This is a genomic window from Vibrio sp. CB1-14 (assembly GCF_040412085.2).
GTDB lineage: Bacteria > Pseudomonadota > Gammaproteobacteria > Enterobacterales > Vibrionaceae > Vibrio > Vibrio chaetopteri.
In genome coordinates this window covers 576,148-598,595 of sequence record NZ_CP115920.1, presented here as the reverse complement: position 1 = coordinate 598,595, position 22,448 = coordinate 576,148, and the positions used below count along the sequence as shown (strand labels likewise).

18 protein-coding genes, 10 tRNA genes and 1 rRNA gene are annotated in these 22,448 nt (G+C 46.4%); 5 read left to right on the top strand and 24 right to left on the bottom strand.

The features are described from left to right. Window positions 1–37 precede the first annotated feature (37 nt). On the bottom strand, window positions 38–3,760 hold the full coding sequence (gene metH, locus PG915_RS02750) for a methionine synthase (RefSeq protein WP_353497771.1): 3,723 nt from the start codon (window positions 3,758–3,760) through the stop codon (window positions 38–40). Between the two features lie 288 nt (window positions 3,761–4,048). On the opposite strand from metH, the gene PG915_RS02745 reads away from it, so the two are divergent. Further along, window positions 4,049–5,371 (top strand): cation:proton antiporter, encoded by a 1,323-nt coding sequence (locus PG915_RS02745; protein ID WP_353497770.1) that lies wholly within the window; start codon window positions 4,049–4,051, stop codon window positions 5,369–5,371. Between the two features lie 120 nt (window positions 5,372–5,491). On the opposite strand, the gene PG915_RS02740 is transcribed toward PG915_RS02745, so the two are convergent. The 7 genes from PG915_RS02740 to mutY form a co-directional block, all read right to left on the bottom strand. Beyond that, window positions 5,492–5,567, bottom strand: a tRNA-Asn gene (locus PG915_RS02740). A 52-nt stretch (window positions 5,568–5,619) separates the two neighbouring features. Then, window positions 5,620–5,695: transfer RNA gene (locus tag PG915_RS02735), tRNA-Phe, on the bottom strand. Window positions 5,696–5,702: 7 nt separating this feature from the next. After that, window positions 5,703–5,778 (bottom strand) — tRNA-Thr (locus tag PG915_RS02730). Between the two features lie 56 nt (window positions 5,779–5,834). Continuing rightward, a tRNA-Phe gene (locus PG915_RS02725) sits at window positions 5,835–5,910 on the bottom strand. Window positions 5,911–6,035: 125 nt separating this feature from the next. Beyond that, window positions 6,036–7,172 carry a membrane-bound lytic murein transglycosylase MltC gene (gene mltC, locus PG915_RS02720; RefSeq protein ID WP_353497769.1) on the bottom strand — a complete coding sequence of 379 codons (1,137 nt, stop codon included), beginning with the start codon at window positions 7,170–7,172 and terminating at the stop codon, window positions 6,036–6,038. A gap of 56 nt (window positions 7,173–7,228) precedes the next feature. Next, on the bottom strand, window positions 7,229–7,501 hold the full coding sequence (locus PG915_RS02715; protein WP_042501045.1) for an oxidative damage protection protein: 273 nt from the start codon (window positions 7,499–7,501) through the stop codon (window positions 7,229–7,231). A gap of 14 nt (window positions 7,502–7,515) precedes the next feature. Continuing rightward, a complete protein-coding gene (mutY, locus tag PG915_RS02710; protein WP_353497768.1) occupies window positions 7,516–8,562 on the bottom strand; it encodes an A/G-specific adenine glycosylase in 1,047 nt (348 codons plus the stop codon). A 153-nt stretch (window positions 8,563–8,715) separates the two neighbouring features. On the opposite strand from mutY, the gene trmB reads away from it, so the two are divergent. Both trmB and glsB read left to right on the top strand, forming a co-directional pair. Continuing rightward, complete coding sequence (gene trmB / locus PG915_RS02705; protein ID WP_112459440.1) at window positions 8,716–9,435, top strand: tRNA (guanosine(46)-N7)-methyltransferase TrmB; 720 nt, start codon at window positions 8,716–8,718, stop codon at window positions 9,433–9,435. A 79-nt stretch (window positions 9,436–9,514) separates the two neighbouring features. Further along, window positions 9,515–10,435: a glutaminase B gene (gene glsB / locus PG915_RS02700; protein WP_353497767.1), complete on the top strand. Its 921-nt coding sequence runs from the start codon at window positions 9,515–9,517 to the stop codon at window positions 10,433–10,435. A gap of 72 nt (window positions 10,436–10,507) precedes the next feature. On the opposite strand, the gene PG915_RS02695 is transcribed toward glsB, so the two are convergent. The 8 genes from PG915_RS02695 to PG915_RS02660 all read right to left on the bottom strand — a co-directional run bounded on the left by PG915_RS02695 (window position 10,508) and on the right by PG915_RS02660 (window position 17,175). Next, window positions 10,508–12,367: an LTA synthase family protein gene (locus PG915_RS02695; RefSeq protein WP_353497766.1), complete on the bottom strand. Its 1,860-nt coding sequence runs from the start codon at window positions 12,365–12,367 to the stop codon at window positions 10,508–10,510. 116 nt (window positions 12,368–12,483) lie between these two features. Then, window positions 12,484–13,653 (bottom strand): radical SAM family heme chaperone HemW, encoded by a 1,170-nt coding sequence (hemW, locus tag PG915_RS02690; RefSeq protein WP_353497765.1) that lies wholly within the window; start codon window positions 13,651–13,653, stop codon window positions 12,484–12,486. A gap of 3 nt (window positions 13,654–13,656) precedes the next feature. Continuing rightward, window positions 13,657–14,259, bottom strand: coding sequence for an XTP/dITP diphosphatase (locus PG915_RS02685; protein ID WP_353497764.1), 603 nt, complete (start codon window positions 14,257–14,259; stop codon window positions 13,657–13,659). Between the two features lie 16 nt (window positions 14,260–14,275). After that, entirely contained in the window at window positions 14,276–14,707 is a 432-nt protein-coding gene (locus PG915_RS02680) for a DUF4426 domain-containing protein (protein ID WP_353497763.1), read from the bottom strand. Window positions 14,708–14,731: 24 nt separating this feature from the next. Next, complete coding sequence (yggU, locus tag PG915_RS02675; protein WP_353497762.1) at window positions 14,732–15,019, bottom strand: DUF167 family protein YggU; 288 nt, start codon at window positions 15,017–15,019, stop codon at window positions 14,732–14,734. Then, window positions 15,019–15,576 carry a YggT family protein gene (locus PG915_RS02670; protein ID WP_353497761.1) on the bottom strand — a complete coding sequence of 186 codons (558 nt, stop codon included), beginning with the start codon at window positions 15,574–15,576 and terminating at the stop codon, window positions 15,019–15,021. The genes yggU and PG915_RS02670 overlap by 1 nt, the downstream gene beginning before the upstream one ends. A gap of 31 nt (window positions 15,577–15,607) precedes the next feature. Beyond that, window positions 15,608–16,426 (bottom strand): pyrroline-5-carboxylate reductase, encoded by an 819-nt coding sequence (proC, locus tag PG915_RS02665; protein ID WP_353497760.1) that lies wholly within the window; start codon window positions 16,424–16,426, stop codon window positions 15,608–15,610. 38 nt (window positions 16,427–16,464) lie between these two features. Further along, on the bottom strand, window positions 16,465–17,175 hold the full coding sequence (locus PG915_RS02660) for a YggS family pyridoxal phosphate-dependent enzyme (RefSeq protein WP_353497759.1): 711 nt from the start codon (window positions 17,173–17,175) through the stop codon (window positions 16,465–16,467). A 25-nt stretch (window positions 17,176–17,200) separates the two neighbouring features. Between PG915_RS02660 and PG915_RS02655 the strand changes: the two genes are divergently transcribed. Then, a complete protein-coding gene (locus PG915_RS02655) occupies window positions 17,201–18,241 on the top strand; it encodes a type IV pilus twitching motility protein PilT (protein WP_353497758.1) in 1,041 nt (346 codons plus the stop codon). A gap of 12 nt (window positions 18,242–18,253) precedes the next feature. Further along, window positions 18,254–19,360, top strand: coding sequence for a PilT/PilU family type 4a pilus ATPase (locus tag PG915_RS02650; protein WP_418642298.1), 1,107 nt, complete (start codon window positions 18,254–18,256; stop codon window positions 19,358–19,360). 41 nt (window positions 19,361–19,401) lie between these two features. On the opposite strand, the gene PG915_RS02645 is transcribed toward PG915_RS02650, so the two are convergent. The 8 genes from PG915_RS02645 to rrf all read right to left on the bottom strand — a co-directional run bounded on the left by PG915_RS02645 (window position 19,402) and on the right by rrf (window position 22,384). Continuing rightward, window positions 19,402–19,477 (bottom strand) — tRNA-Asn (locus tag PG915_RS02645). Between the two features lie 18 nt (window positions 19,478–19,495). Then, a tRNA-Thr gene (locus PG915_RS02640) sits at window positions 19,496–19,571 on the bottom strand. Window positions 19,572–19,603: 32 nt separating this feature from the next. Then, window positions 19,604–19,679: transfer RNA gene (locus PG915_RS02635), tRNA-Asn, on the bottom strand. A gap of 19 nt (window positions 19,680–19,698) precedes the next feature. Then, window positions 19,699–19,774 (bottom strand) — tRNA-Thr (locus PG915_RS02630). A gap of 57 nt (window positions 19,775–19,831) precedes the next feature. Beyond that, a tRNA-Phe gene (locus PG915_RS02625) sits at window positions 19,832–19,907 on the bottom strand. Between the two features lie 231 nt (window positions 19,908–20,138). Then, window positions 20,139–21,761, bottom strand: coding sequence for a methyl-accepting chemotaxis protein (locus PG915_RS02620; protein ID WP_353497756.1), 1,623 nt, complete (start codon window positions 21,759–21,761; stop codon window positions 20,139–20,141). Between the two features lie 389 nt (window positions 21,762–22,150). Then, a tRNA-Asp gene (locus PG915_RS02615) sits at window positions 22,151–22,227 on the bottom strand. 40 nt (window positions 22,228–22,267) lie between these two features. Further along, window positions 22,268–22,384 (bottom strand): 5S ribosomal RNA (gene rrf / locus PG915_RS02610). Window positions 22,385–22,448 lie beyond the last annotated feature (64 nt).

Genomic DNA, 22,448 nt, shown 5'->3' with positions numbered 1-22,448 from the left:
TGCTTTAATTTGCTTGCAGATATTTGAGATATCGAGACTAGTTAATGTTAGGGCCAAGCCACTTCTCAGCTTCTTCTAAGCTCCAACCTTTACGATCTGCGTAGCTATCTACTTGGTCTTGCTGAATTTGAGCAACCGCAAAGTAGCGAGAATCCGGATGAGAGAAATAGAAGCCAGATACCGACGCCCCAGGCCACATCGCATAGCTAGTCGTTAGCGACATACCAATGGTTTCTTCTACATTGAGTATTTCCCAAAGCGAGCCTTTTTCTGTGTGCTCCGGACACGCTGGGTAACCCGGTGCAGGGCGAATGCCTTGGTATTTCTCACGGATAAGGTCGTCATTCGACAGCGCTTCATCCGCAGAATAACCCCAGATCTCTTTACGAACCTTCTCGTGCAAGCACTCAGCAAAAGCTTCCGCCAATCGGTCTGCTACTGCTTGGATCATGATGGCATTGTAGTCATCACCTTGCGCCTTGTATTCATCGGCAAGTTCACGCTCACCAATGCCACCAGTTACCGCAAAGGCGCCAATCCAATCTTGCTTGCCACTCTCCTTCGGCGCAATATAGTCCGATAGACAGTAGTTAAAGCCTTTTGGCTTCTCAGTCTGCTGACGAAGGTTGTGAAGTACAGTGCGAACTTCACTGCGCGTTTCATCTGTGTAGACTTCGATATCGTCATCCACAGAAGCAGCAGGGAAAAGTGCGCACATGCCCGCAGCTTTTAGCAACCCTTCACGTTCAACGCGATCAAGTAGGTCGTTAGCGTCTTTGTACAAACGCTTTGCCTCTTCTCCCACTTCTTCATGTTCTAGAATGGCTGGGTACTTGCCCACCAGCGACCAAGTCATAAAGAATGGTGTCCAGTCGATGTAATTACGTAGTGTCGCAATATCGAAGTTTTCAAATACGTGCACGCCCGGCTTAGCCGGCTTTGGCGGCGTGTAGTTTTCCCAGTCGATGTCGACCTTATTTTCACGCGCCTTTTCCAGTGTTACTGGCTTAGTGCGCGGCTTCTTGCGGTTGTGCTGGTCACGAACGCGTTCGTAATCGATATCCAGCTTCTCGACAAACGCAGGTTTTAGTTGATTGGAGAGTAGCGAAGTACACACACCCACCGCACGTGACGCGTTGTTTACGTATACCACAGGCTCGCTGTAGTTCTGCTCAATCTTAACCGCAGTGTGCGCTTTTGATGTCGTCGCGCCGCCAATCAGTAACGGAAGGTCGAAGCCTTGACGCTCCATCTCTTTGGCAACGTGAACCATTTCATCTAGCGATGGAGTGATTAGACCTGACAAGCCAATAATATCGACGTTTTCTTCTTTGGCAACTTTGAGGATCTTCTCACAAGGCACCATGACGCCAAGGTCGATGATCTCGTAGTTGTTACACTGCAAAACCACGCCAACGATGTTCTTACCGATATCGTGAACGTCACCTTTAACCGTCGCAAGTAGGATCTTACCGTTGGTCGAACCCGCCTGCTTAGAAGCGTTGATATAAGGCTCTAGATGCGCTACCGCCTGCTTCATAACACGTGCCGATTTTACTACCTGAGGAAGGAACATCTTACCTTCACCAAACAGGTCACCGACCACGTTCATGCCATCCATTAGTGGGCCTTCAATTACCTCGAGAGGTTTTGAGGCATTGACGCGCGCTTCTTCGGTATCTTCAACGATGAACTCAGTGATACCTTTCACGAGAGCATGCTCTAGACGCTTCTCTACTGGCCATGTTCGCCACTCTAGCGCACTGGCATCATCTTCTTTACCAACGCCTTTGTTAGCGTATTCAGCCGCAATATCAAGCAGTCGCTCGGTACCATCATCACGACGGTTGAGTACTACATCTTCTACCGCTTCACGTAGTTTGTCAGGAACGTTGTCGTAGATCTCAAGTTGACCGGCGTTAACGATACCCATGTCCATACCGTTCTTAAAGCAGTGGTATAGGAACACGGCATGAATCGCTTCACGTACATAGTTGTTACCACGGAACGAGAAGGAAACGTTGGAGACACCACCAGAGATCATTGCGTGTGGTAGGTCACGTTTGATATCTGCTACCGCTTCAATAAAGTCGACGGCGTAGTTATTGTGCTCTTCAATACCTGTCGCTACCGCGAAGATATTCGGGTCAAAGATGATGTCTTCTGGTGGGAAGCCAACCTCATCAACAAGAATACGATAAGCCTTAGTACAGATTTCTAGCTTACGCGCGCGAGTTTCCGCCTGCCCCACTTCGTCAAACGCCATCACGATAACCGCTGCGCCATACCGGCGGATCAGCTTAGCTTGCTCAACGAATTTCTCTTTGCCTTCTTTTAGCGAGATTGAGTTAACAATGCCTTTGCCTTGGATACACTTAAGACCCGCTTCAATGACTTCCCACTTAGAAGAGTCAACCATGATAGGTACTTTGGAGATCTCTGGTTCAGAAGCACAAAGATTTAGGAATCGAACCATACAGGCTTCAGCATCAAGCATGCCTTCATCCATGTTGATATCGATGATTTGTGCGCCATTTTCAACCTGCTGACGAGCAACCTCTAACGCTTCATCATACAGTTCTTCTTTGATAAGACGCTTAAAGCGAGCAGAACCAGTTACGTTAGTACGCTCACCAACGTTGATAAATAGGGATTCTTTCTCGATAGTTAGCGGCTCTAGACCGGATAGTCGACAAGCCGTCGTCAGTTCTGGAAGTGGACGAGGCGCCACATCTTCAACAGCCTTTGCCATTTGGCGAATATGCTCAGGCGTGGTACCACAACAGCCACCCACTAGGTTTAGGAAACCGCTTCGTGCCCACTCACCAATATGCTCAGCCATGTCTTCTGGGGAGAGGTCGTATTCACCAAAGGCATTCGGTAGACCGGCGTTCGGGTGAGCAGAAACAAAGCCTTCAGAGATGCGAGACATCTCTTCAACATATTGTCTTAGCTCATCTGGACCGAGTGCACAGTTAAGGCCGAAAGAAAGTGGCCTCACGTGACGCAGGGCATTATAGAAAGCTTCGGTGGTTTGCCCTGAAAGAGTACGACCAGAGGCATCGGTGATGGTACCTGAGATCATGACCGGAAGCTCGATACCTAGCTCTTCAAATACGGATTCAACCGCAAATGAACAGGCCTTTGCATTTAGGGTATCGAAGATGGTTTCAATAAGAATTAAGTCACTGCCACCGCGAATCAGCGCGCGAGTTGACTCAGAGTAAGCTTCCACCAACTCATCAAAGCTTACATTGCGGTAGCCTGGATCATTAACGTCAGGAGAGATTGAACAAGTGCGGTTTGTTGGACCAAGTACACCGGCTACGTAACGAGGGCGTTCTGGCGTTTTTGCCGTCCACTCATCGGCAGCAATTCTAGCAAGCCTAGCCGCTTCGTAGTTAATTTCATCACTCAGAGATTCCATCTCGTAATCGGCCATGGCGATCGTGGTGGCGTTGAAAGTGTTGGTTTCAAGAATATCCGCACCCGCTTCTAGGTAAGCGCTATGGATTTCTTTAATAAGATCTGGCTGAGTTAAAACTAAAAGATCATTGTTGCCTTTAAGATCACACTGCCAATCTGCAAAACGCTCGCCGCGATAGTCATCTTCTTCAAGCTTGTATCCTTGGATCATGGTGCCCATACCACCATCGATCAAAAGAATACGCTGCTTGAGCTGATTTTCTATCTGAGTTTTTTTGCTAAGAGCTTTCTTGCCTTGAGCATAGTTGCTTTCAACGTACTTACTGCTTCCCACGATACTGCCTCATTCCTTGCTAATGCTGTCATCGTATCATAGATTTTTTAGAAATCTAGACGTCTAAAAAATCTTTACTGACTTGTTATCCCTCAAACTATCGGACTCTTGAAGCAGAAACAAGTTGTTCATGATCTAGTAAGTCCACGGAACGAATAAAAAACAACGACATCGCCTGAGCCACTCTAAACTATAAAATTGACAAATGATTTCACAAATAGTGATTGATATTCACGAGGGAGAAGAACAAAATCCCATTAACATTTTTTTACACACTTAGGTGAAGTGATGTCCGTCTATCAGACTTTATGCTTTCTGTCCGCAGCAGCTATGTTAATAGCCCTAATAAACAGCAAGATAGGTAAAATGCAAACCACCATCGCGATTACTGCCGGTGCTATGATGCTATCACTACTCATCTTAGTTGCTGGTCAAAACGATTGGTTCCACTTAACTGAGCTGGCAACCGAGACCGTTGCTGATATCGATTTTGAAGACTTCCTACTTCAAGGAATCCTTGGCTTTCTATTGTTTGCCGGCGGTTTAGGCATCAAACTACCCCACCTTAAAGATCAAAAATGGGAGATCACCGTTCTTGCCTTAGGTGCGACGCTTTTTTCCACCTTCTTTATTGGCTTTGTGCTCTATGGTTTCTGTTTACTGATTGGCATTCAGTTTGATCTTATCTACTGTTTGCTGTTTGGCGCACTGATCTCCCCTACCGACCCCATCGCCGTTCTTGCCATTGTCAAAAAGCTCGATGCTCCGCAGCGAGTCTCGACCCAAGTTGAGGGCGAATCGCTATTCAACGACGGTTTTGGTCTGGTTATCTTTGTCACTCTATTTACCATTGCATTTGGCAGTGAAGCACCCACACTTGGCAGCGTAACGGCTCTGTTCCTCCAGGAAGCCATTGGCGGCATTGTTTATGGTTTTGTACTCGGCTTAGTATTCCATTACCTCATCAGCTCCACTGACGATCATTCGATGGAACTGCTACTGACTATCGGTATCCCAACCGCAGGCTACGCCTTTGCTGAGTTCCTGCATGTCTCTGGGCCACTCTCTATGGTGGTATCGGGCATTATGATTGGTAACTGGACACGCTACATTGGCTTTTCAAAACAGTCTGAAGAGCACCTCGATCACTTCTGGGAGTTAGTCGATGAGTTTTTGAATGGCGTACTATTTTTGCTTATCGGTATGTCAATGCTGCTATTCCAATTCCACCAAGAAGACTGGATTATGATGGCCGTCTCGGTACCGCTTGTGCTTTGTGCGCGTTATTTGAGTGTAGCGCTGGCCTACGTAGGCTTTAAGCGCTACCGCCGCTACAACCCTTGGTCGGTGCGCATTTTAACGTGGGGTGGCTTACGCGGTGGCCTTGCTCTAGCAATGGCACTCTCTATCCCATCCGGCATCTGGGTGATTGAGGACAAGCTCATTGATGTTAAAGAGATCATCATGGTCATGACCTACTCGGTTGTGGTGTTCTCAATCTTGATTCAAGGCTCAACCATTACACCTATGATTGAGAAGGCTAAATTAGCTGAGAAAGAGATGCAGAAAGAAACGCAGCCTGAGGGCGAGATAAAAGCTCAGCAGGATTAGTAGCAAGCTTATTCAAAATAGCCTCGCAGAATTTGCGGGGCTTTTTTACAGCTTTGAAATCAGGAGACAGACGTAGAAACGAAAAAAGCCGTATCTTTCGATACGGCTTTTTTCTTAAAGTGGCTCCCCCTGCGGGACTCGAACCTGCGACATACGGATTAACAGTCCGCCGTTCTACCAACTGAACTAAGGGGGAATTATTTGTGCAAGCTAGGTCGTAAGACCATTATCAGCTTAACACCAAATAATGGTGCCTCGAGGCGGAGTCGAACCACCGACACGCGGATTTTCAATCCGCTGCTCTACCAACTGAGCTATCGAGGCAAATAAATGGTGCCGACTACCGGAATCGAACTGGTGACCTACTGATTACAAGTCAGTTGCTCTACCTACTGAGCTAAGTCGGCGACACTTTATTTGTTATTGCTCGTGCTTCTGTTAACAGCACCAACAATCTAAATTGTGGTGCCCGGAGGCGGAATCGAACCACCGACACGAGGATTTTCAATCCTCTGCTCTACCGACTGAGCTATCCGGGCAACGGGGCGCTATTAAACGGATTTTCGGGCCTCCCGTCAACGCTTTTTGGAAAAAAACTTTAAAAAAGCGTTCAAGCGCTGCATTTTTCAGCGAATCGTATTTGTTTTAGACAAATTTGGCAAAATTAGCCTTTTCCAGCATTAAAATCTTTTTTGAATTTAGTTACTTTCTCCAAATAACGACGTGCTTCTGCATTTGGGTGTTTCTTCGTCAGTGCCCAATAAACCTGATTCGGCTGCAGTGAATTAAGATCGTTCATCGCCCGCTTTCTGTCTGTTCGGTGGAAGGTGTTCAATACACCGCCAGTACCACCGTTGTACGCCGAGATCATGCTGTACTCCAACGACAATGGATGACGTACTGCGCGAAGGTAGCGGTTTTTCAAAATGTAGAAATACGCGGTCCCTGTATCAATATTCTGCTCTGGATTAAACAGGTACTCTGGTGTTGGCTGCCCAGGCTTATTCTTAACCAGTTTAAATACATCTCGCCCTGCGGTCTTCGGCACCACCTGCATCAAACCATAGGCATTGGCCCAACTCACGGCATACGGGTTGAAACTACTCTCGGTCTTGATGATGGCATAAATCAAGTCTTCAGGAATATCGTAGCGCTGAGAAGCACGACGAACGATGTCCGAATACTGGTAGCTGCGCTGCTTAAAGTGATCAGCCACCATAGGGATCTCAACGTAATACGCCTTCTTGTAATCCACATTCTTGGTTTTTAGTTTGTTAGCTATCAAGTAGTCCGCAAAACGATTCGCACGCCAAGTCCACTGAATAGGCTTTTTCTCTTGATCTACAACCTGGTTATACAGAAACGGCTGGCCTTCTAAGGTAATACCCTTTGATGAGAACAAGTCAACGCTAGACGGGTCGTCTGGCGTAAGCAGCGTGGTCACAATCGCCGTTTTAAGGTGCTTTTCAGGTTCCGTTGGGGAAACGGTCTCAATGGTAATCAAACCTTTGCTAAAGTTAACCTCAGCGCGGCTCAAATAGTTATCTATGTATTTAACGTAGTTGCTTTTACCTGCAACTTTAACCTCGCTGCTACCCCATCGCTTCTCAATGTTGCCATTAAAGCTGCTGATGAGTGCATCAAGCGCTGCAACATCTTTGACGTATTGACCCGGCAACTGTGCCAAGTTCTTAGCAAAACGGTTGGTTGGTTCGTAGTTCACATCGTAGATTTTTTCGATGAACTCACGACTGCAACCGAGCAATAGTAGCGGCGTTAAAAAATAGATTAGCTTCTTCATAGATACCATTTAAAAACACCACCTGTGAGGTGGTGCTTGAATTATTCCTTGGTCAATTACTCAGATGGTGGCGTGTAACCGTCGATAATGACGTCTTTCCCTTCAAACAAGAAGTTAACCATCTCTGCTTCAAGCAGCTTACGATGTTCAGGATCCATCATATTCAGCTTCTTTTCATTGATCAGCATCGTTTGCTTAGATTGCCACTCAGCCCACGCCTGTTTAGAAATGTTATCGAAGATACGTTTACCCAGTTCACCTGGGTACAGTTGAAAGTCTAGGCCTTCAGCATCTTTCTGTAGACGAGCACAAAAAACCATACGGCTCATAATGTTATCCTCAATTAATATCGTTGTAAGGTGTCTATAAGCTGCTTTACTGGCGCAGCCAGCCCCACTTTTTCTGGTTGGGTAATGTTATACCAAAGACCTTTAGACGGTTCCATCATCATTGTCGGAAGCTGGTTCAGCGTCACGACGATTGGGGTGATATCTAGGTGATAATGGCTAAAGGTATGTCTAAATGCTATCTCAACGTCCGTAGAGGCTATCATCGCCTCACCGATGCCTAACCCTTCAAGTACCGGCTCAATATCCGCTGTTGGGCTTTCTGGAAAACAAAATAACCCGCCCCAAATGCCCGTTTGCGGACGCTGTGCAAGCCAAAGCTCTTGATTATGCATAACAATCACAAACCAAGTTTCCTTCTCTGGCTTCTGCTTTTTAGGCTTTTTACCGGGATAATCAAGCGGGTTACCCTGCTTATTCGCCGCGCAAAGTGATTCGATTGGGCATAGCGTGCATTTCGGCTTGCTGCGCGTACACACCATGGCTCCCATATCCATCATAGCTTGGTTGTACTTATCGGTATCAATATCTGGCGTATGCTGCTCAGCAATTTCCCATAATTGATTTTCTACTTTCTTCTGACCAGGCCAACCGTCTATGGCAAAACTGCGAGCCAGCGTTCGCTTTACGTTCCCATCTAGAATCGCATGTGGGAGTTTATGAACCGAAGAAAGCACTGCGGCGGCGGTTGAGCGGCCAACACCTGGCAGCGCATTCATCTCTTCTAACGTTAACGGAAACTCCCCACCATATTGCTCTACAACCACTTTGGCTGCTTTATGAAGATTGCGAGCTCTAGCGTAATAGCCAAGCCCAGTCCAAAGGTGCAATACCTCATCTTGTGGCGCGTTAGCCAAAGATTCAACCGTTGGGAAGTGCTCTAGGAATCGCTCGTAGTATGGGATGACCGTCGCGACTTGGGTTTGCTGCAGCATGATCTCAGACAGCCACACTTTATAAGCGGTTTTGTCTTGCTGCCACGGCAACTGTTTACGACCAAATTTGTCGTACCAGTCTAATATTGAGCGTGCAAAAGGCGTCACAATGTTTCTCTTCTCTCTTATAATTTGCCGGAAATTGCACCACACTTAGTAACAGAAGTAAAACCGCGTGAATTTCTGATCCGATAATGCTTGCTTGATGGCAAATTCTTTGGATAATTCCCGCTCTGATTATTGAATGAACAGGCTAAACCAATGAGTGAAGTGACTACTAACGAATACACTGAAGATGGCAAACTGATTCGCAAAGTTCGCAGTTTTGTTCGTCGTGAAGGACGCCTAACCAAAGGCCAAGAATCGGCAATGGAAGAGTGCTGGCCTACAATGGGTATTGATTACCAAGAGTCACTACTCGATTGGGAGCAGGTATTTGGCAACAAAAACCCTGTTGTACTTGAAGTTGGTTTCGGCATGGGCGCGTCTTTAGTCGAAATGGCAAAGAACGCACCCGAAAAGAATTTTATCGGTATTGAAGTACACAGCCCGGGTGTTGGCGCCTGCCTGTCTTCAGCACGCGATGCTGGTGTCACCAACCTACGTGTAATGTGTCACGACGCAGTTGAAGTGTTTGCTAACATGATTCCAGAGAACAGCCTAAGCACAATGCAACTGTTCTTCCCAGACCCATGGCACAAAAAGCGTCACCATAAGCGCCGTATTGTTCAGCTAGATTTTGCAGAAATGGTAAGAACTAAACTTATCCCTGAATCTGGTATTTTCCACATGGCAACTGACTGGGAAAACTACGCGGAGCACATGGTCGAAGTCATGAACGAAGCACCGGGCTTTGAAAACATTGCCACTGATGGTGATTTCGTACCGCGCCCTGAAGAGCGTCCACTGACCAAATTTGAAGCTCGTGGTCACCGCCTTGGTCACGGTGTTTGGGATATCAAATACCGTCGCACTGCGTAAGCAAAACGCGAAAGTTTATTAATGAAAAGCCAACCCAACGTTGGCTTTTTTTAGCGCTAATGTTGGGAGAACAATAACCATGAAACCAACAAAACAGATCCTTTCTACCATCCTAAGCGAAGTAAAACCGCTAATTGGACAAGGTAAAGTCGCCGACTACATCCCTGCACTTGCCAATGTGCCCAATACCAAATTGGGTATCGCGGTGTATACCAATGAAGGGGAAGTGATCACCGCAGGTGATGCGGAAGAGAACTTCTCAATTCAATCTATTTCTAAAGCGCTAAGCCTAACGCTTGCCATGATGCTGTATAAGCCAGAGGAAATCTGGCAACGCGTTGGCAAAGAGCCATCAGGACAGGCATTTAACTCGCTGATCCAGCTTGAAATGGAGCAAGGCATTCCTCGTAATCCGTTTATCAACGCTGGCGCCATTGTGGTGGCAGACTTGCTACAAAGCCGCCTGTCAGCCCCTAGACAGCGTCTGCTGGAGTTTGTACGTGTATTGTCTGGAGATAGCCATATTGTCTACGACAAGATTGTTGCTGCATCTGAGATGATGCACAGCGACCGTAATGCCGCAATCGCCTATCTGATGCGTTCATTCGGTAACTTCAACAATGATGTTATCCCAGTACTGAATAATTACTTTCACGCTTGCGCGCTTAAAATGAGCTGTGTAGACCTTGCTAAGACCTTTAGCTATCTTGCTAACCAAGGTCAGTCGGTCAACACCAAAAAGCAGATCATCACACCAACACAAACCAAGCAACTCAATGCACTACTGGCGACTTGTGGATTGTATGATGGTGCGGGCGAATTTGCTTACCGCGTCGGCATGCCAGGCAAGTCAGGCGTGGGCGGCGGGATCATCGCGATTGTGCCGGGTGAGATGACCATAGCCGTATGGTCACCTGAACTGGATAAGTCTGGTAACTCACTCGCCGGCACTCGCGCATTAGAAATGCTTTCTGAACGAATCGGTCGCTCAATTTTCTAATGCCGTCTCCAAGATTCAAAACGCAAGAAGCTGGCCTCCACCAGCTTCTTTTTTATCGATTGCAACCCAACTTTAGTAACGTGCCGTACTGCCATCAAACAAGCGCTGCTGACTGTAAAGCAGGTAATTAAGGCCCTTTTCATACATAGCCTTAGTGCGTTTCGATTCACTACAATCAAATGGTTCCAAACTCACTGTATCACTACCGACTCGATAGCACGCCTCTTTTTGACCGTTTTCTGCGTTAATTCGGATCATTTTGTTGTTAGCTAACCAATAAAACTGGTTATTCACGGTAAAATCTGCACCTTCTTCGTAGTTTTTCGCCAAGAGACTTTGTCCTGAGAACCAACCGACTTGCCCTCCTAATAGATCGACCACAGTTGGTGCGACATCTTTGTGAGAAGCTGCGAACGGTAAGGTGCCTGTCGGTATATCCATATTGATACCGTGAATCAAAAATGGAATAGAAACATGTCTGAGATCGTTTTTCGCCCCCACCATAGTGTGGTCAGCCACCAGCACTAAGAGCGTTGGGCGCGTAGCTTGCGCTTTCAAACGCTCAACAAAACGTCCTAGCGACTGGTCAGCATGGTGCAACACACTACGGCGCGTTTGCTCATCTGTTTCATCACCAAATACATAGTCGGACTCATGCGGTAAATAGCTATCATGCGTAGTCCCTGTGTTAATCGCAACAAACTGCGGCGCATCACTGGCGCTCGCCAACTTATCTAACGCGAAATCATAAATACCATCATCCATATAGCCCCAATAGTTTTGATCTTGCCCTTTATCTAGGTAGTCAAACTTACCGTAGGAATCGCTAAACCCTAGCGATTGAGCAAAGGCACCGACCATGCCTTCACCACTACCTTGAACAAAAGACGTTTCCCAGCCGCGCTCTTTTAGTAGTTGCGGCAAACAGCGGTACGGCATGCTCTCTAAACGGGTTCCGGCCACGCTGCCGCCAACCGGGTTAGGCTGTGAGCACATGGTAGCAAAAACACCTTCTACGGTTCGAAAACCGTTGGAATAAAACGCCTCTGTCGATAACGATTTATCACGAAGTGCATCAAAGTTCGGGGTGGCATTAACATCAGCGCCGTAGCTTTGCATATCATAGGCAGTCCAACTTTCCAGCAGTACTAACACGACGTCATGTTGCTTAAGTCGATTGACCCTAGTTTTCGGTTTCGAATTTATCTTGGCTTTAAGCTCAGCCATTTGCTGCGAGCTTTGTTCTGGTGTCCAGCGATGCCCCGACTTATCTTCACCTACTAGTGAATAATAAGTAATGGCATATGGAGCACTCCAGGCAATACGAGCTTGGTTGATATCACCAATTTTATAGGCGTACATAGGTGTTTGTGGTTTATCGCTAAAACCTCCGCGCACCGCAACAACGACAGCAACAATAGTTGCCATTGCGATAGACACCGATTGATACCAACGCTGACTAAAAGTAATCTTTAGCGGGTACTTACGGAGCAATAGGCCGAAGACGGCTAGCATAGCAAGCGCTAAGATGATAAGACCAGAAAACTGAGTCGCGACGGTTGATAGCAGCTCAAACTCCATTCCCTTGCCTAAGTGCAAATCAACGGTCACATGACGGTTTGCTTGGCTAAGGTATATAGTATCGCCCATGGTCGAGAAAATGATCCATGCACCACAAACTAACAGCCAAGTGTGAAACAAACCTTGATAGACGCGCTTAAAGTAGGCAAATGGAGTGAGCAAAAGTAAGCTTAAGCCCGTCAGAAGAAGGGAAACCGTCAGGTCGAATCGGACGCCCCAAATAACGGCTTTCAGGAACTCGACCAATGAAGAGTCTGAATAGTTGATTTCATGCCAACCAAGAAAAGTAACTTTAGAAATAACCGACAAGAGTGTCAGCATCACGACAATTTTTACTAAAGAAAGGATCATATTGCGCCCAGTAATTTCAAAAGGTTACTGTTTCATTACAGTAACATATCTTTCTGGGCGCGAATTATAGCCAAACCGTTACCTCAACAGAAGTAAGTTACGGTAATGGTTGGTCATCATTCCAGTTCAAATTGCTCTAATACATCGTTGAGAAACAGCTTGCCTTTCTCGGTAACTACCCAGCGATCACCTAGATCATCAATATAACCATTGTTGATACAATGCGTCATCGGAGCCTCAATAACACTCAAGCTTAACCCGGTACGCTCGGTAAACTCTACTTTAGGACAAGCTTCTAACAGGCGCAGACGGTTGATGAAGAACTCAAACGGTCTATCTTGGGCTTCGACTTCCATCTCAGAGTCCAAGTAAGGCTTGATCATATTGAGATAACCTCTAGGGTGTTTCACCTTAGTGGTGCGAACAATACGACCATCTGAGAAACTCAGCTTGCCGTGAGCACCACAGCCAATTCCTAGATAATCACCAAATCGCCAATAATTCAGATTGTGCTGACATTGATAACCAGGCTTACTGTAGCCGGAGACTTCATATTGCTGATAGCCAGCCTCTTCAAGCATCTTATGACCTTGCTCGTAGATATCCCAAAGATCGTCATCGTCTGGCAAGGTCGGCGGCTTTGAGTAGAACAGGGTGTTCGGTTCAATGGTCAGCTGGTACCAAGAGAGGTGCGGCGGCTTAAGGTCAATGGCTTGCTGAAGGTCACTCAGTGCATCAGTCACTGACTGCTCAGGAAGGCCGTGCATCAAATCTAGATTAAAGCTATTTAGACCAATGGTATGAGCCAGCTTGGCTGCATTGATCGCTTCACTCTCACCATGAATACGCCCCAAGCGCTCCAGTTTTTGTTGCTGGAAACTCTGTACACCAATAGAAATACGAGTCACACCGCCAGTTTGATAGCGTTTGAACCTCGCCGCTTCGATAGTGCCTGGATTGGCTTCCATGGTGATTTCAATATCATCACGAAATGGAATGCGCTGCCTCACACCATCCAGCAGCTCCGCAATAAGCTCAGGCGTAATTAGGCTTGGCGTACCGCCACCAATGAAGATCGAGTGCAATGGACGCTCATCATCAGCAAGTTGATAGCGAGCGATATCAGCATCCAGATCTTCAAGAAGTGCAGTAATGTATGCCTGCTGTGGTATCTCACCCTTTTGAGCGTGAGAGTTAAAGTCACAGTAAGGGCATTTTTGTACACACCATGGGATATGAATGTACAAACTAAGAGGCGGTGGAGTGATGGCAGAAAGAGTCGACATCGTTTACAGACCTTGAGCCTTGATAGTCGCGAAAAGCTCGTTTAGCGCTTTACCACGGTGAGAAAGCTGCTTTTTACACACTGGCTCTAGCTCTGCAGAAGCACAGTCTTCCTCAGGAACAAAGAAAATCGGGTCGTAGCCGAAGCCATTTTCGCCCGATGCTTCCGTTAAGATCCTGCCTTCCCACTTACCATGACAAACCAGTGGCGTTGGGTCGTTCTCATGACGCATTAATACCAGTACGCAGTGAAAACGCGCCGTTCTTTGCTCTTCTGGTACGCCTTGCATTTCAGTAAGCACTTTTTCTAGGTTAAGTTTATCTGTCGCGCCTTCACCGTAATAACGCGCTGAGTAGATACCAGGCGCACCTTTCAGATAATCAATCTCTAAACCTGAGTCGTCCGCAATCGCTGCAAGACCCGTTTCTTGTGCCGCGTGTCTGGCTTTTATGATGGCATTTTCAATAAACGTCGTTCCTGTCTCGGCGACCTCAGAAACGTTGAACTCACTTTGAGCGTGAACCTCAAAGCCAAAGTCTGACAGCAGGTCTGCCATCTCTTTGACTTTCCCTTGGTTACCGGTTGCTAGGACGATTTTTTTGTTCATGAGAGTCTCTCGAGGGTTAAGGTTCTACATAAAGCTTTTGACTAAAGGAAACCGGACCACGGCCTTTGTTTCCCGCATCGATATCAATCGTAAACTGGTACATCTCTTCGTTCACGATCGGAAATTGAGCGAGATAGTATACCGCATCTCCCTCTTTAATTTGCTTAAACTCTAGAGTTTTCATTTGACCGATAAGGTTCTTAGCAACCCCTTTGATACCTACTTCCATCGCCGGCTTACCTGCGCTAGCTCGATCGAGCACACTCACATTGACGGTAGCAATATGCTCGTTACGTTTTAAATCGTAACTGCGGGCAATCTTTGGCGTCATAAACGTCGAGTTAAATACAACATAATGCACTTCTGCATCTTTGATGGTTTTAAACTGCCCTGCTGCTGCAGCGCTGCTCATAAGTACAGCAAAGATGAATAACAACGACTTTTTCATCCGTTATCTCCTTGTAAAAAGCCCTCATAAGAGGGCTTGGAATTCCTTGGGTATTTGCGAGGGCGCAATTATCCTGATTTGTTTATGGCGACCGAGTTCGCCCTTTTCTATCAACACTTGGCTTTTCGCCACTTTAAATTGCTTGGCCAAGTATTTACTTAAGTGTGCATTGGCTTTGCCATCAATGGGAGGGGCGGTTATGGCGACTTTAAACTCATCGCCATGCTCTCCCACCAACTTATCTCGGCTTGCCTTAGGTTGTACGTAGATACCTAACACTAGGTCATCGCCCACTAAAGTAGCGGCTGACATTATAGTCGGAACCAGACTGGCCCGATGACATCACCCATAAGCATGTTGGCAAATTGCAGTACGATAAACAGCACTAATACGCTCAGATCAAAGCCGCCCATTGCAGGGATAATGCGACGAATTGGCGCGAGCATTGGCTCAGTCAGTTGATGGAACACATATTCAATTGGACTGCGGCCTTGGCTAACCCAACTCAGAATCGCGCGAAGCAACAACACCCAGAATAGCAGGCCGCCAGCAGCTTTAATAAGAGATAACAGCCCCAAAAATAGGAAATCAACACCAAAGCTGAAGTTACCACCAGAGGCAATCAGAACCAGCGTCACATACTTACCGACACAGAGCAAATACGCAAATAGTAGCGTAGCCATATCGAGACTGCCGATCGATGGGATAACACGACGCAATGGCGCGACCACAGGTTGCGTTGCCTTGACGATAAACTGAGAGAACGGGTTGTAAAAATCCGCTCGCGCAGCCTGCAGCCAAATACGTAAAATAACGACCATGATGTAAAGATCAAACAAGGTCGAAACTAAAAAACTCATTGAATTCATATAAAACCCTTACGAATAATCATTAGTGGGATTAGAACAGTTTTTCCATTTCTTCTGCACGCGCCACTGCCGCCTGCATCGCTTTGGCTACAATGCCACGAATATCGCTTTCTTCAAAGGTGCGTACCGCTTCTGCAGTCGTTCCACCTTTAGAAGTCACTTGCTGACGCAATGTCGCAAGATCGGTCTCTGGGTTAGCAGCCACCATAGTTGCGGCTCCTAATGCTGTTTGCTGAACCAACAAACGAGCGGTTTCCGTATCAAAACCACTTGCTATTGCTTGCTGCTGAATCGCTTCCATAAACAAGAAGAAATAAGCAGGTGCGCTGCCAGCGCCTGCAATCACATCATTGATACCTGCTTCTTGCTCAACCCAACATACCTTACCGACAGCTTGCATTAATTCACTAGCAAACTGTTTATCAGCCTCAGGCGTCTCTTGGGAAGCAAACAGGCCACTCATGCCCTCACCAACCAGTGATGGTGTATTTGGCATAACGCGAATGAGGTTTAACTCACATGCAAACATTTGCTGCATTCTCGCAATGTTAATTCCCGCAGCAATTGAGACAACCAACTTATTACTAAAATCGACGGCTTGAAGCGGTTTTGTCACCTCTTCCATTAATTGAGGCTTTACCGCCATGACGACAACATCAGCTTGCTGAGCCGCAGCAACATTGTCTGTGGTTACCCGTACACCATAATCTTGTTGCAATGCAGTAAGCTTCTCTTCACTGCGGTTGGTAGCAATGATTTTGCTTGGCTCGTATCCACTAGCGACCAGGCCTGCAACTATCGAGCGCGTCATATTGCCCGCTCCGATAAAGGCGACTTTTCTTTGTTCCATGAAACTAATCCTAAAATGAAAGCTAAGCTAGATGCTGCCTATGCTTTGTTACTGTAATCTCTTGCGCCGAATATTGCAGTGCCGATACGTACTATGGTACTGCCCGCTTCAATCGCCGCTTGCATATCTCCGCTCATTCCCATCGATAACGTATCAACCTGCGGATAGCGTTCTGCCAGTGCATTTTTCAGTTTTGCTAGAGCTTTAAAGGCAACAAGCTGAGATTGATAGTCACTAACGTTTTCAGGAATGGACATCACTCCTCTTAACGTGAGGTTGGGAAGCTCGGATATCAACTGGGCAAGCTCAAACACCTGCTCATCATCAACGCCAGACTTGCTTGCTTCACCACTGGTATTCACCTGGATGAGTACTTGAAGTGGCGGCATGTCTGCAGGCCTTTGTTCATTCAGGCGCTGAGCAATTTTATCTCTATTGATGGTATGTACCCAATCAAAGTGCTCAGCGACTGGTCGGGTCTTATTCGATTGAATTGGGCCAATAAAGTGCCATTCGATATCTAGCTCTGGATGCTGCTCTCTGAATAACGCTACTTTAGCAACACCCTCTTGCACGTAGTTTTCACCAAACATGCGATGCCCAGCTTCACAGGCTTCTAGAATCGCTTCCACAGGCTTAGTTTTACTTACCGCGAGCAGTTGCACCTCACCTTGCACTCTCCCGCAGTTTTGCTCTGTAGCCGCAATTTGCGAGTTAATTAGTTGTATATTGTTCTGAATGCTAGTCATAGATTTAAAGTCAAAAGGAAAATGAATGGATATCACCGAGTTACTAGACTTCAGTGTAAAACATAATGCATCAGATCTACACCTTTCTGCAGGGGTTTCCCCCATGATACGCATCGATGGAGAAGTGAGAAAACTGGGCATCCCGGCGTTAGAGCATTCTGAAGTTCATAAACTCATCTTTGATATCATGAATGACAAGCAGCGCAACGAGTACCAAGAGCATTTAGAAATTGACTTTTCGTTTGAGCTACCCAATATCGGCCGCTTTCGCGCCAATGCGTTTAATCAATCACGCGGCTGCTCAGCCGTGTTTCGAACTATCCCGACCGAAATACCGACACTCGACAGTATTGGTGCACCGAGCAAGTTTGCCGAGCTTGCGAACCTCGAGAATGGACTAGTACTGGTAACCGGGCCAACTGGCTCAGGTAAATCCACCACACTCGCAGCTATGGTCAATCACATCAACGAACATCAGAACAAGCACATCTTGACCATTGAAGATCCTATCGAATTTATTCATAAAAACAAAAAGTGCCTGGTAAATCAACGAGAAGTGCACCGGGATACTCATAGCTTTAAATCCGCGCTTCGCTCTGCTCTGAGGGAAGACCCCGATATTATTCTTGTCGGCGAGCTTCGCGACCAAGAGACCATTAGCCTTGCGTTGACAGCGGCTGAAACCGGGCACTTAGTGTTTGCCACTATGCACACCAACTCTGCGGCTAAGTCTGTAGATAGGATAGTTGATGTGTTTTCTGGCCAAGATAAAGACATGGTTCGCTCTATGCTCTCTGAGTCACTGCGAGCCGTCATTGCACAAACACTACTTAAGCGCCTAGGGGGTGGCCGAGTTGCGTGTCATGAAATCATGGTTGGTACCCCAGCGATACGTAACCTCATCAGAGAAGACAAGGTGGCTCAAATGTTTTCGGTTATTCAGACTGGAGCTGCGAATGGAATGCAAACCATGGAGCAGCACGCAAGGCAGCTTCTTTCTCAAGGCCTAATCGATATTGAAGAGATCGGTAAGAAAGTGGTTCAAAATGACAATCTGTTTCAGTAAGGAAGCACCATGATAATCATTGATGACGTTCTAAATCACATGCTAGAGCTCAAAGCTTCCGATCTCTATCTAACGGTTGGGGCACCTGTTCTTTATCGTGTCGACGGGGAGCTAAAATCCCGGGGAGAAACGCTTACCGAACGAGCGATTCACGAACTATTAAACGCCGTCATGGATACTAATCTTCGACAAGATTATCTCGCGTCCAAAGAGGCAAACTTCGCGATCGTAAAAGCGATTGGCCGCTTTCGCGTCAGTGCCTTTTTTCAACGAGAGCTCCCTGGTGCGGTAATACGCCGCATCGAAACCAAAATACCTAGCTTTGAAGAGCTAGCACTACCGGATGTTCTCCAAGACTTAGCGATCGCGAAACGTGGGCTGGTACTTGTTGTTGGTGCAACCGGTTCTGGAAAATCAACCACGATGGCTGCGATGACAGGTTATCGCAACTACAATCGAAGTGGACATATCCTAACGGTTGAAGATCCCATTGAGTTTGTTCATGAGCACCACAAATGCATTGTTACCCAGAGAGAAGTCGGTTTAGACACTGAAAGCTACGACGTCGCCTTGAAGAATTCGCTGAGGCAAGCACCTGATATGATCCTAATTGGTGAAATTCGCACGCGCTCAACCATGGAATATGCGATGGCATTCGCAGAAACAGGCCACCTTTGTATGGCGACTCTTCATGCTAATAACGCCAACCAAGCATTGGAAAGAATACTTCATCTAGTACCCAAAGAGCGCAAAGAGCAATTTCTGTTTGATCTCTCAACCAACTTAAGAGGCATTGTCGCCCAGCAACTCATACGGGACAAAAATGGTCGCGGTAGACATGGGGTATTCGAAGTTTTACTGAACAGTCCGAGGGTGGCAGAACTCATACGCAAGGGGGACCTCCACGAAATCAAAACAGCGATGAGCAAAAGCAAGGAAGTCGGAATGCAAACCTTCGACCAAGCCCTATATGATCTTGTTATGGCAAATAAAATCAATCAAAGCGATGCTCTTCACAGTGCAGACTCACCAAACGACCTACGACTGATGCTAAAGCTTCAAGCGAGCGACTCTAAACAACAGGGTCGATTAACTGGTATTAAAATAGATATGAGCTAGATGCAAAAAGGCCGTATCTTTCGATACGGCCTTTTTAAATGTGGCTCCCCCTGCGGGACTCGAACCTGCGACATACGGATTAACAGTCCGCCGTTCTACCAACTGAACTAAGGGGGAATTGCTTTCGCAATAAAGTGGTGCCGACTACCGGAATCGAACTGGTGACCTACTGATTACAAGTCAGTTGCTCTACCTACTGAGCTAAGTCGGCACTTAAAGCAAGCTTTCGCTTACTTTTAAAAGTGGCTCCCCCTGCGGGACTCGAACCTGCGACATACGGATTAACAGTCCGCCGTTCTACCAACTGAACTAAGGGGGAATTACTTTACGTAAATAAATGGTGCCGACTACCGGAATCGAACTGGTGACCTACTGATTACAAGTCAGTTGCTCTACCTACTGAGCTAAGTCGGCGACACTTTATTTTGTTATTGCTCGTACTAATTGTCTTAGCACCAACAATCTAAATTGTGGTGCCCGGAGGCGGAATCGAACCACCGACACGAGGATTTTCAATCCTCTGCTCTACCGACTGAGCTATCCGGGCGACGAGGTGTATTAAACGGTTTTTCAGCCTTTAGGTCAACACTAAATTGCAAAAAAAATATCGTTTGTTGCTTTTATATACTTAGCGTTCTATTTTTATTCATTTGGTGCTCAAAAACAAGCCCTAGCAGTGGATCAGACAATTGTAGACCACGTTATTACTGGACTTGAGACAGTTCCCAAGCACCAAAAAAGTATCAATTTTAACGCCTACAGCAGACCTTATTTTGTGTTAAGCCACTTCAAAACGAGAGACTTTCGAACTTAGGTCTTCAGAAAGCTGGTTCAATGTTTGCGTGGCACGCTTAGTTTCGTCGACAACACCTCTTAATTCGCTGCCACTGTGTTCAATCATATTAATGCGTTGGGAGATATCATCACTCACTTCTGTTTGCTCAGCAGCAGCTGTCGCGATCTGTTGGCTTTTCTCAGTGATGGCTTCGAGACTCAATACCACCTCTTGTAGTGCTTGTGAGGCGGTTTGAGATTCCGATACTGTCGCTTGACTTGTTTCAGCACAAAGTAAGATGCTCTGAATCGCATTTTGAGAGCCAGATTGTAAGTTACCTATCATCTCTTGGATCTCTTTAGTACTTTGCTGAGTGCGGCCTGCTAGATTACGTACTTCATCAGCCACCACTGCAAAGCCTCTTCCTTGTTCGCCCGCACGTGCAGCTTCTATTGCGGCATTCAATGCAAGAAGGTTCGTTTGCTCTGCAATATCGCCAATAACATCAAGAACGCGCGCGATATTATGCACATCACTATCGAGTTCTGAGACTGCGGTACTCGCTCCCTCCAGCTGGGTAGCTAGACCTTCGATATTCGATACTGTCGCCAGAATAAGCTGGCTCACTTGCTGGCTCTGTTTATCTGCTTCATCCGTACTTTGCGCCGCATCAGTCGCCGATTGAGCCACATGAGAAGCAGAGGACGCCATTTCCGTCATCGCCGTAGCAATCATCTCTGTGCTTTGTTGTTGAGTTGATGTAAGTGTCGCTATAACCGAAGAACGAGAATCAGCATCTGAAAGCTGAGACGTAATAGAGGCAGTTACCTTCTCGATACTAGACAGCAATGAAGCAAGTGAGAGGTTCATGGTCTGCACTGAATGATAAATACTGCCTTCAATAGCTTTATGCTTAAAGTTTGTCTTTAACTTACCATCTGCAACATCTCGAACGGCTTTAAGCACATCCGAAGGCTCTCCACCTAAGATAGAAGTCATTCTATTTAGAGAAGTCAGCAAAAGACCGACGATGGCAACAATTATGACCAAACAGAATGACAACTGCCACTTAGCGGTTGACCAGAAACGTTCGTTCACTTCATTAAAACCAATCCCCGTACCTACGACCCAGTTCCAGTGAGGTGTACGCTCAGCAATAGACAGTTTGTCCTCTACCGAGCCATCTGGCAGAGCCTGAGACCAATGATACTCAATGAGAGAGCCTGACGTATTACCTAGCTTACTCAAAATGATGTCAGCGACGCTGCGACCGCTGCTATCTTTGAAATCGTGGAAACTTGTACCGTGCAGTTGAGGATCCAAAGGAGCAGCAATAAAGGTCATCTGATCATCGGCGACATACACATACTCATTGTCCTTATAGACATTGTTCCTAAGTATGCGTGTTGCAATTGCTTTAGCTTCTGATTCAGCGAGGGTACCTTCTATTGCTAACTTTTCTAGTTCAGCGATCGTTGAATAAGTACTCGTAAAAATCTCAGTCACTCGAGATTTATTGTCACTGTCGCTAGCGACACGAAGTGACCAAAGGCCTGATATCGCAACAGCGACGACGGCAACAAGGATAATTAGAGATAATAAATATGTCTGATTTTTTAACTTCATTTTTTTTGCTCAGATACTGATAACGTACGAAATGTTGCATTGTAATGAAGGATACATGACAGCGTTATCATTAAAAGCGACGATTTCGAAAACTATGACAGCGATTAAATTTGCAAAATAAAATAAGTTTCTTCTTAAAGATTTGAATCAAACGGTCGGTGCTGAAGGCAGTAGAATGGAGTGTTGAAACAACTGAAACGGAGAAGAACTGGGAAATATATCTATGGTATGACACGAAGAAATAACAAAAGTGATAGTCTCACCTTGCTAATATCTCAAAGTCCTGTGAGGGCTAGGTAATTGGTTACCTAGTATCGAGCTTGGTCTAAGGTTTAGTATATTACAGATAGCAAAAAACCCGATGCTTTCGCATCGGGTTTTCTAATAAGTGGCGGAGTGGACGGGACTCGAACCCGCGACCCCCGGCGTGACAGGCCGGTATTCTAACCAACTGAACTACCACTCCGCAGTGGCATACTTGCTATTGCAAGTGTCCAAAATTCAAAGCCTGGCGATGTCCTACTCTCACATGGGGAAACCCCACACTACCATCGGCGCTATTGCGTTTCACTTCTGAGTTCGGCATGGAAATCAGGTGGGTCCACAACGCTATGGTCGCCAAGCAAATTCTGTTTTGCCTTCAGATTTTCTGAAAATCTGAAAACAATAAATCTGGAAAACTGATTT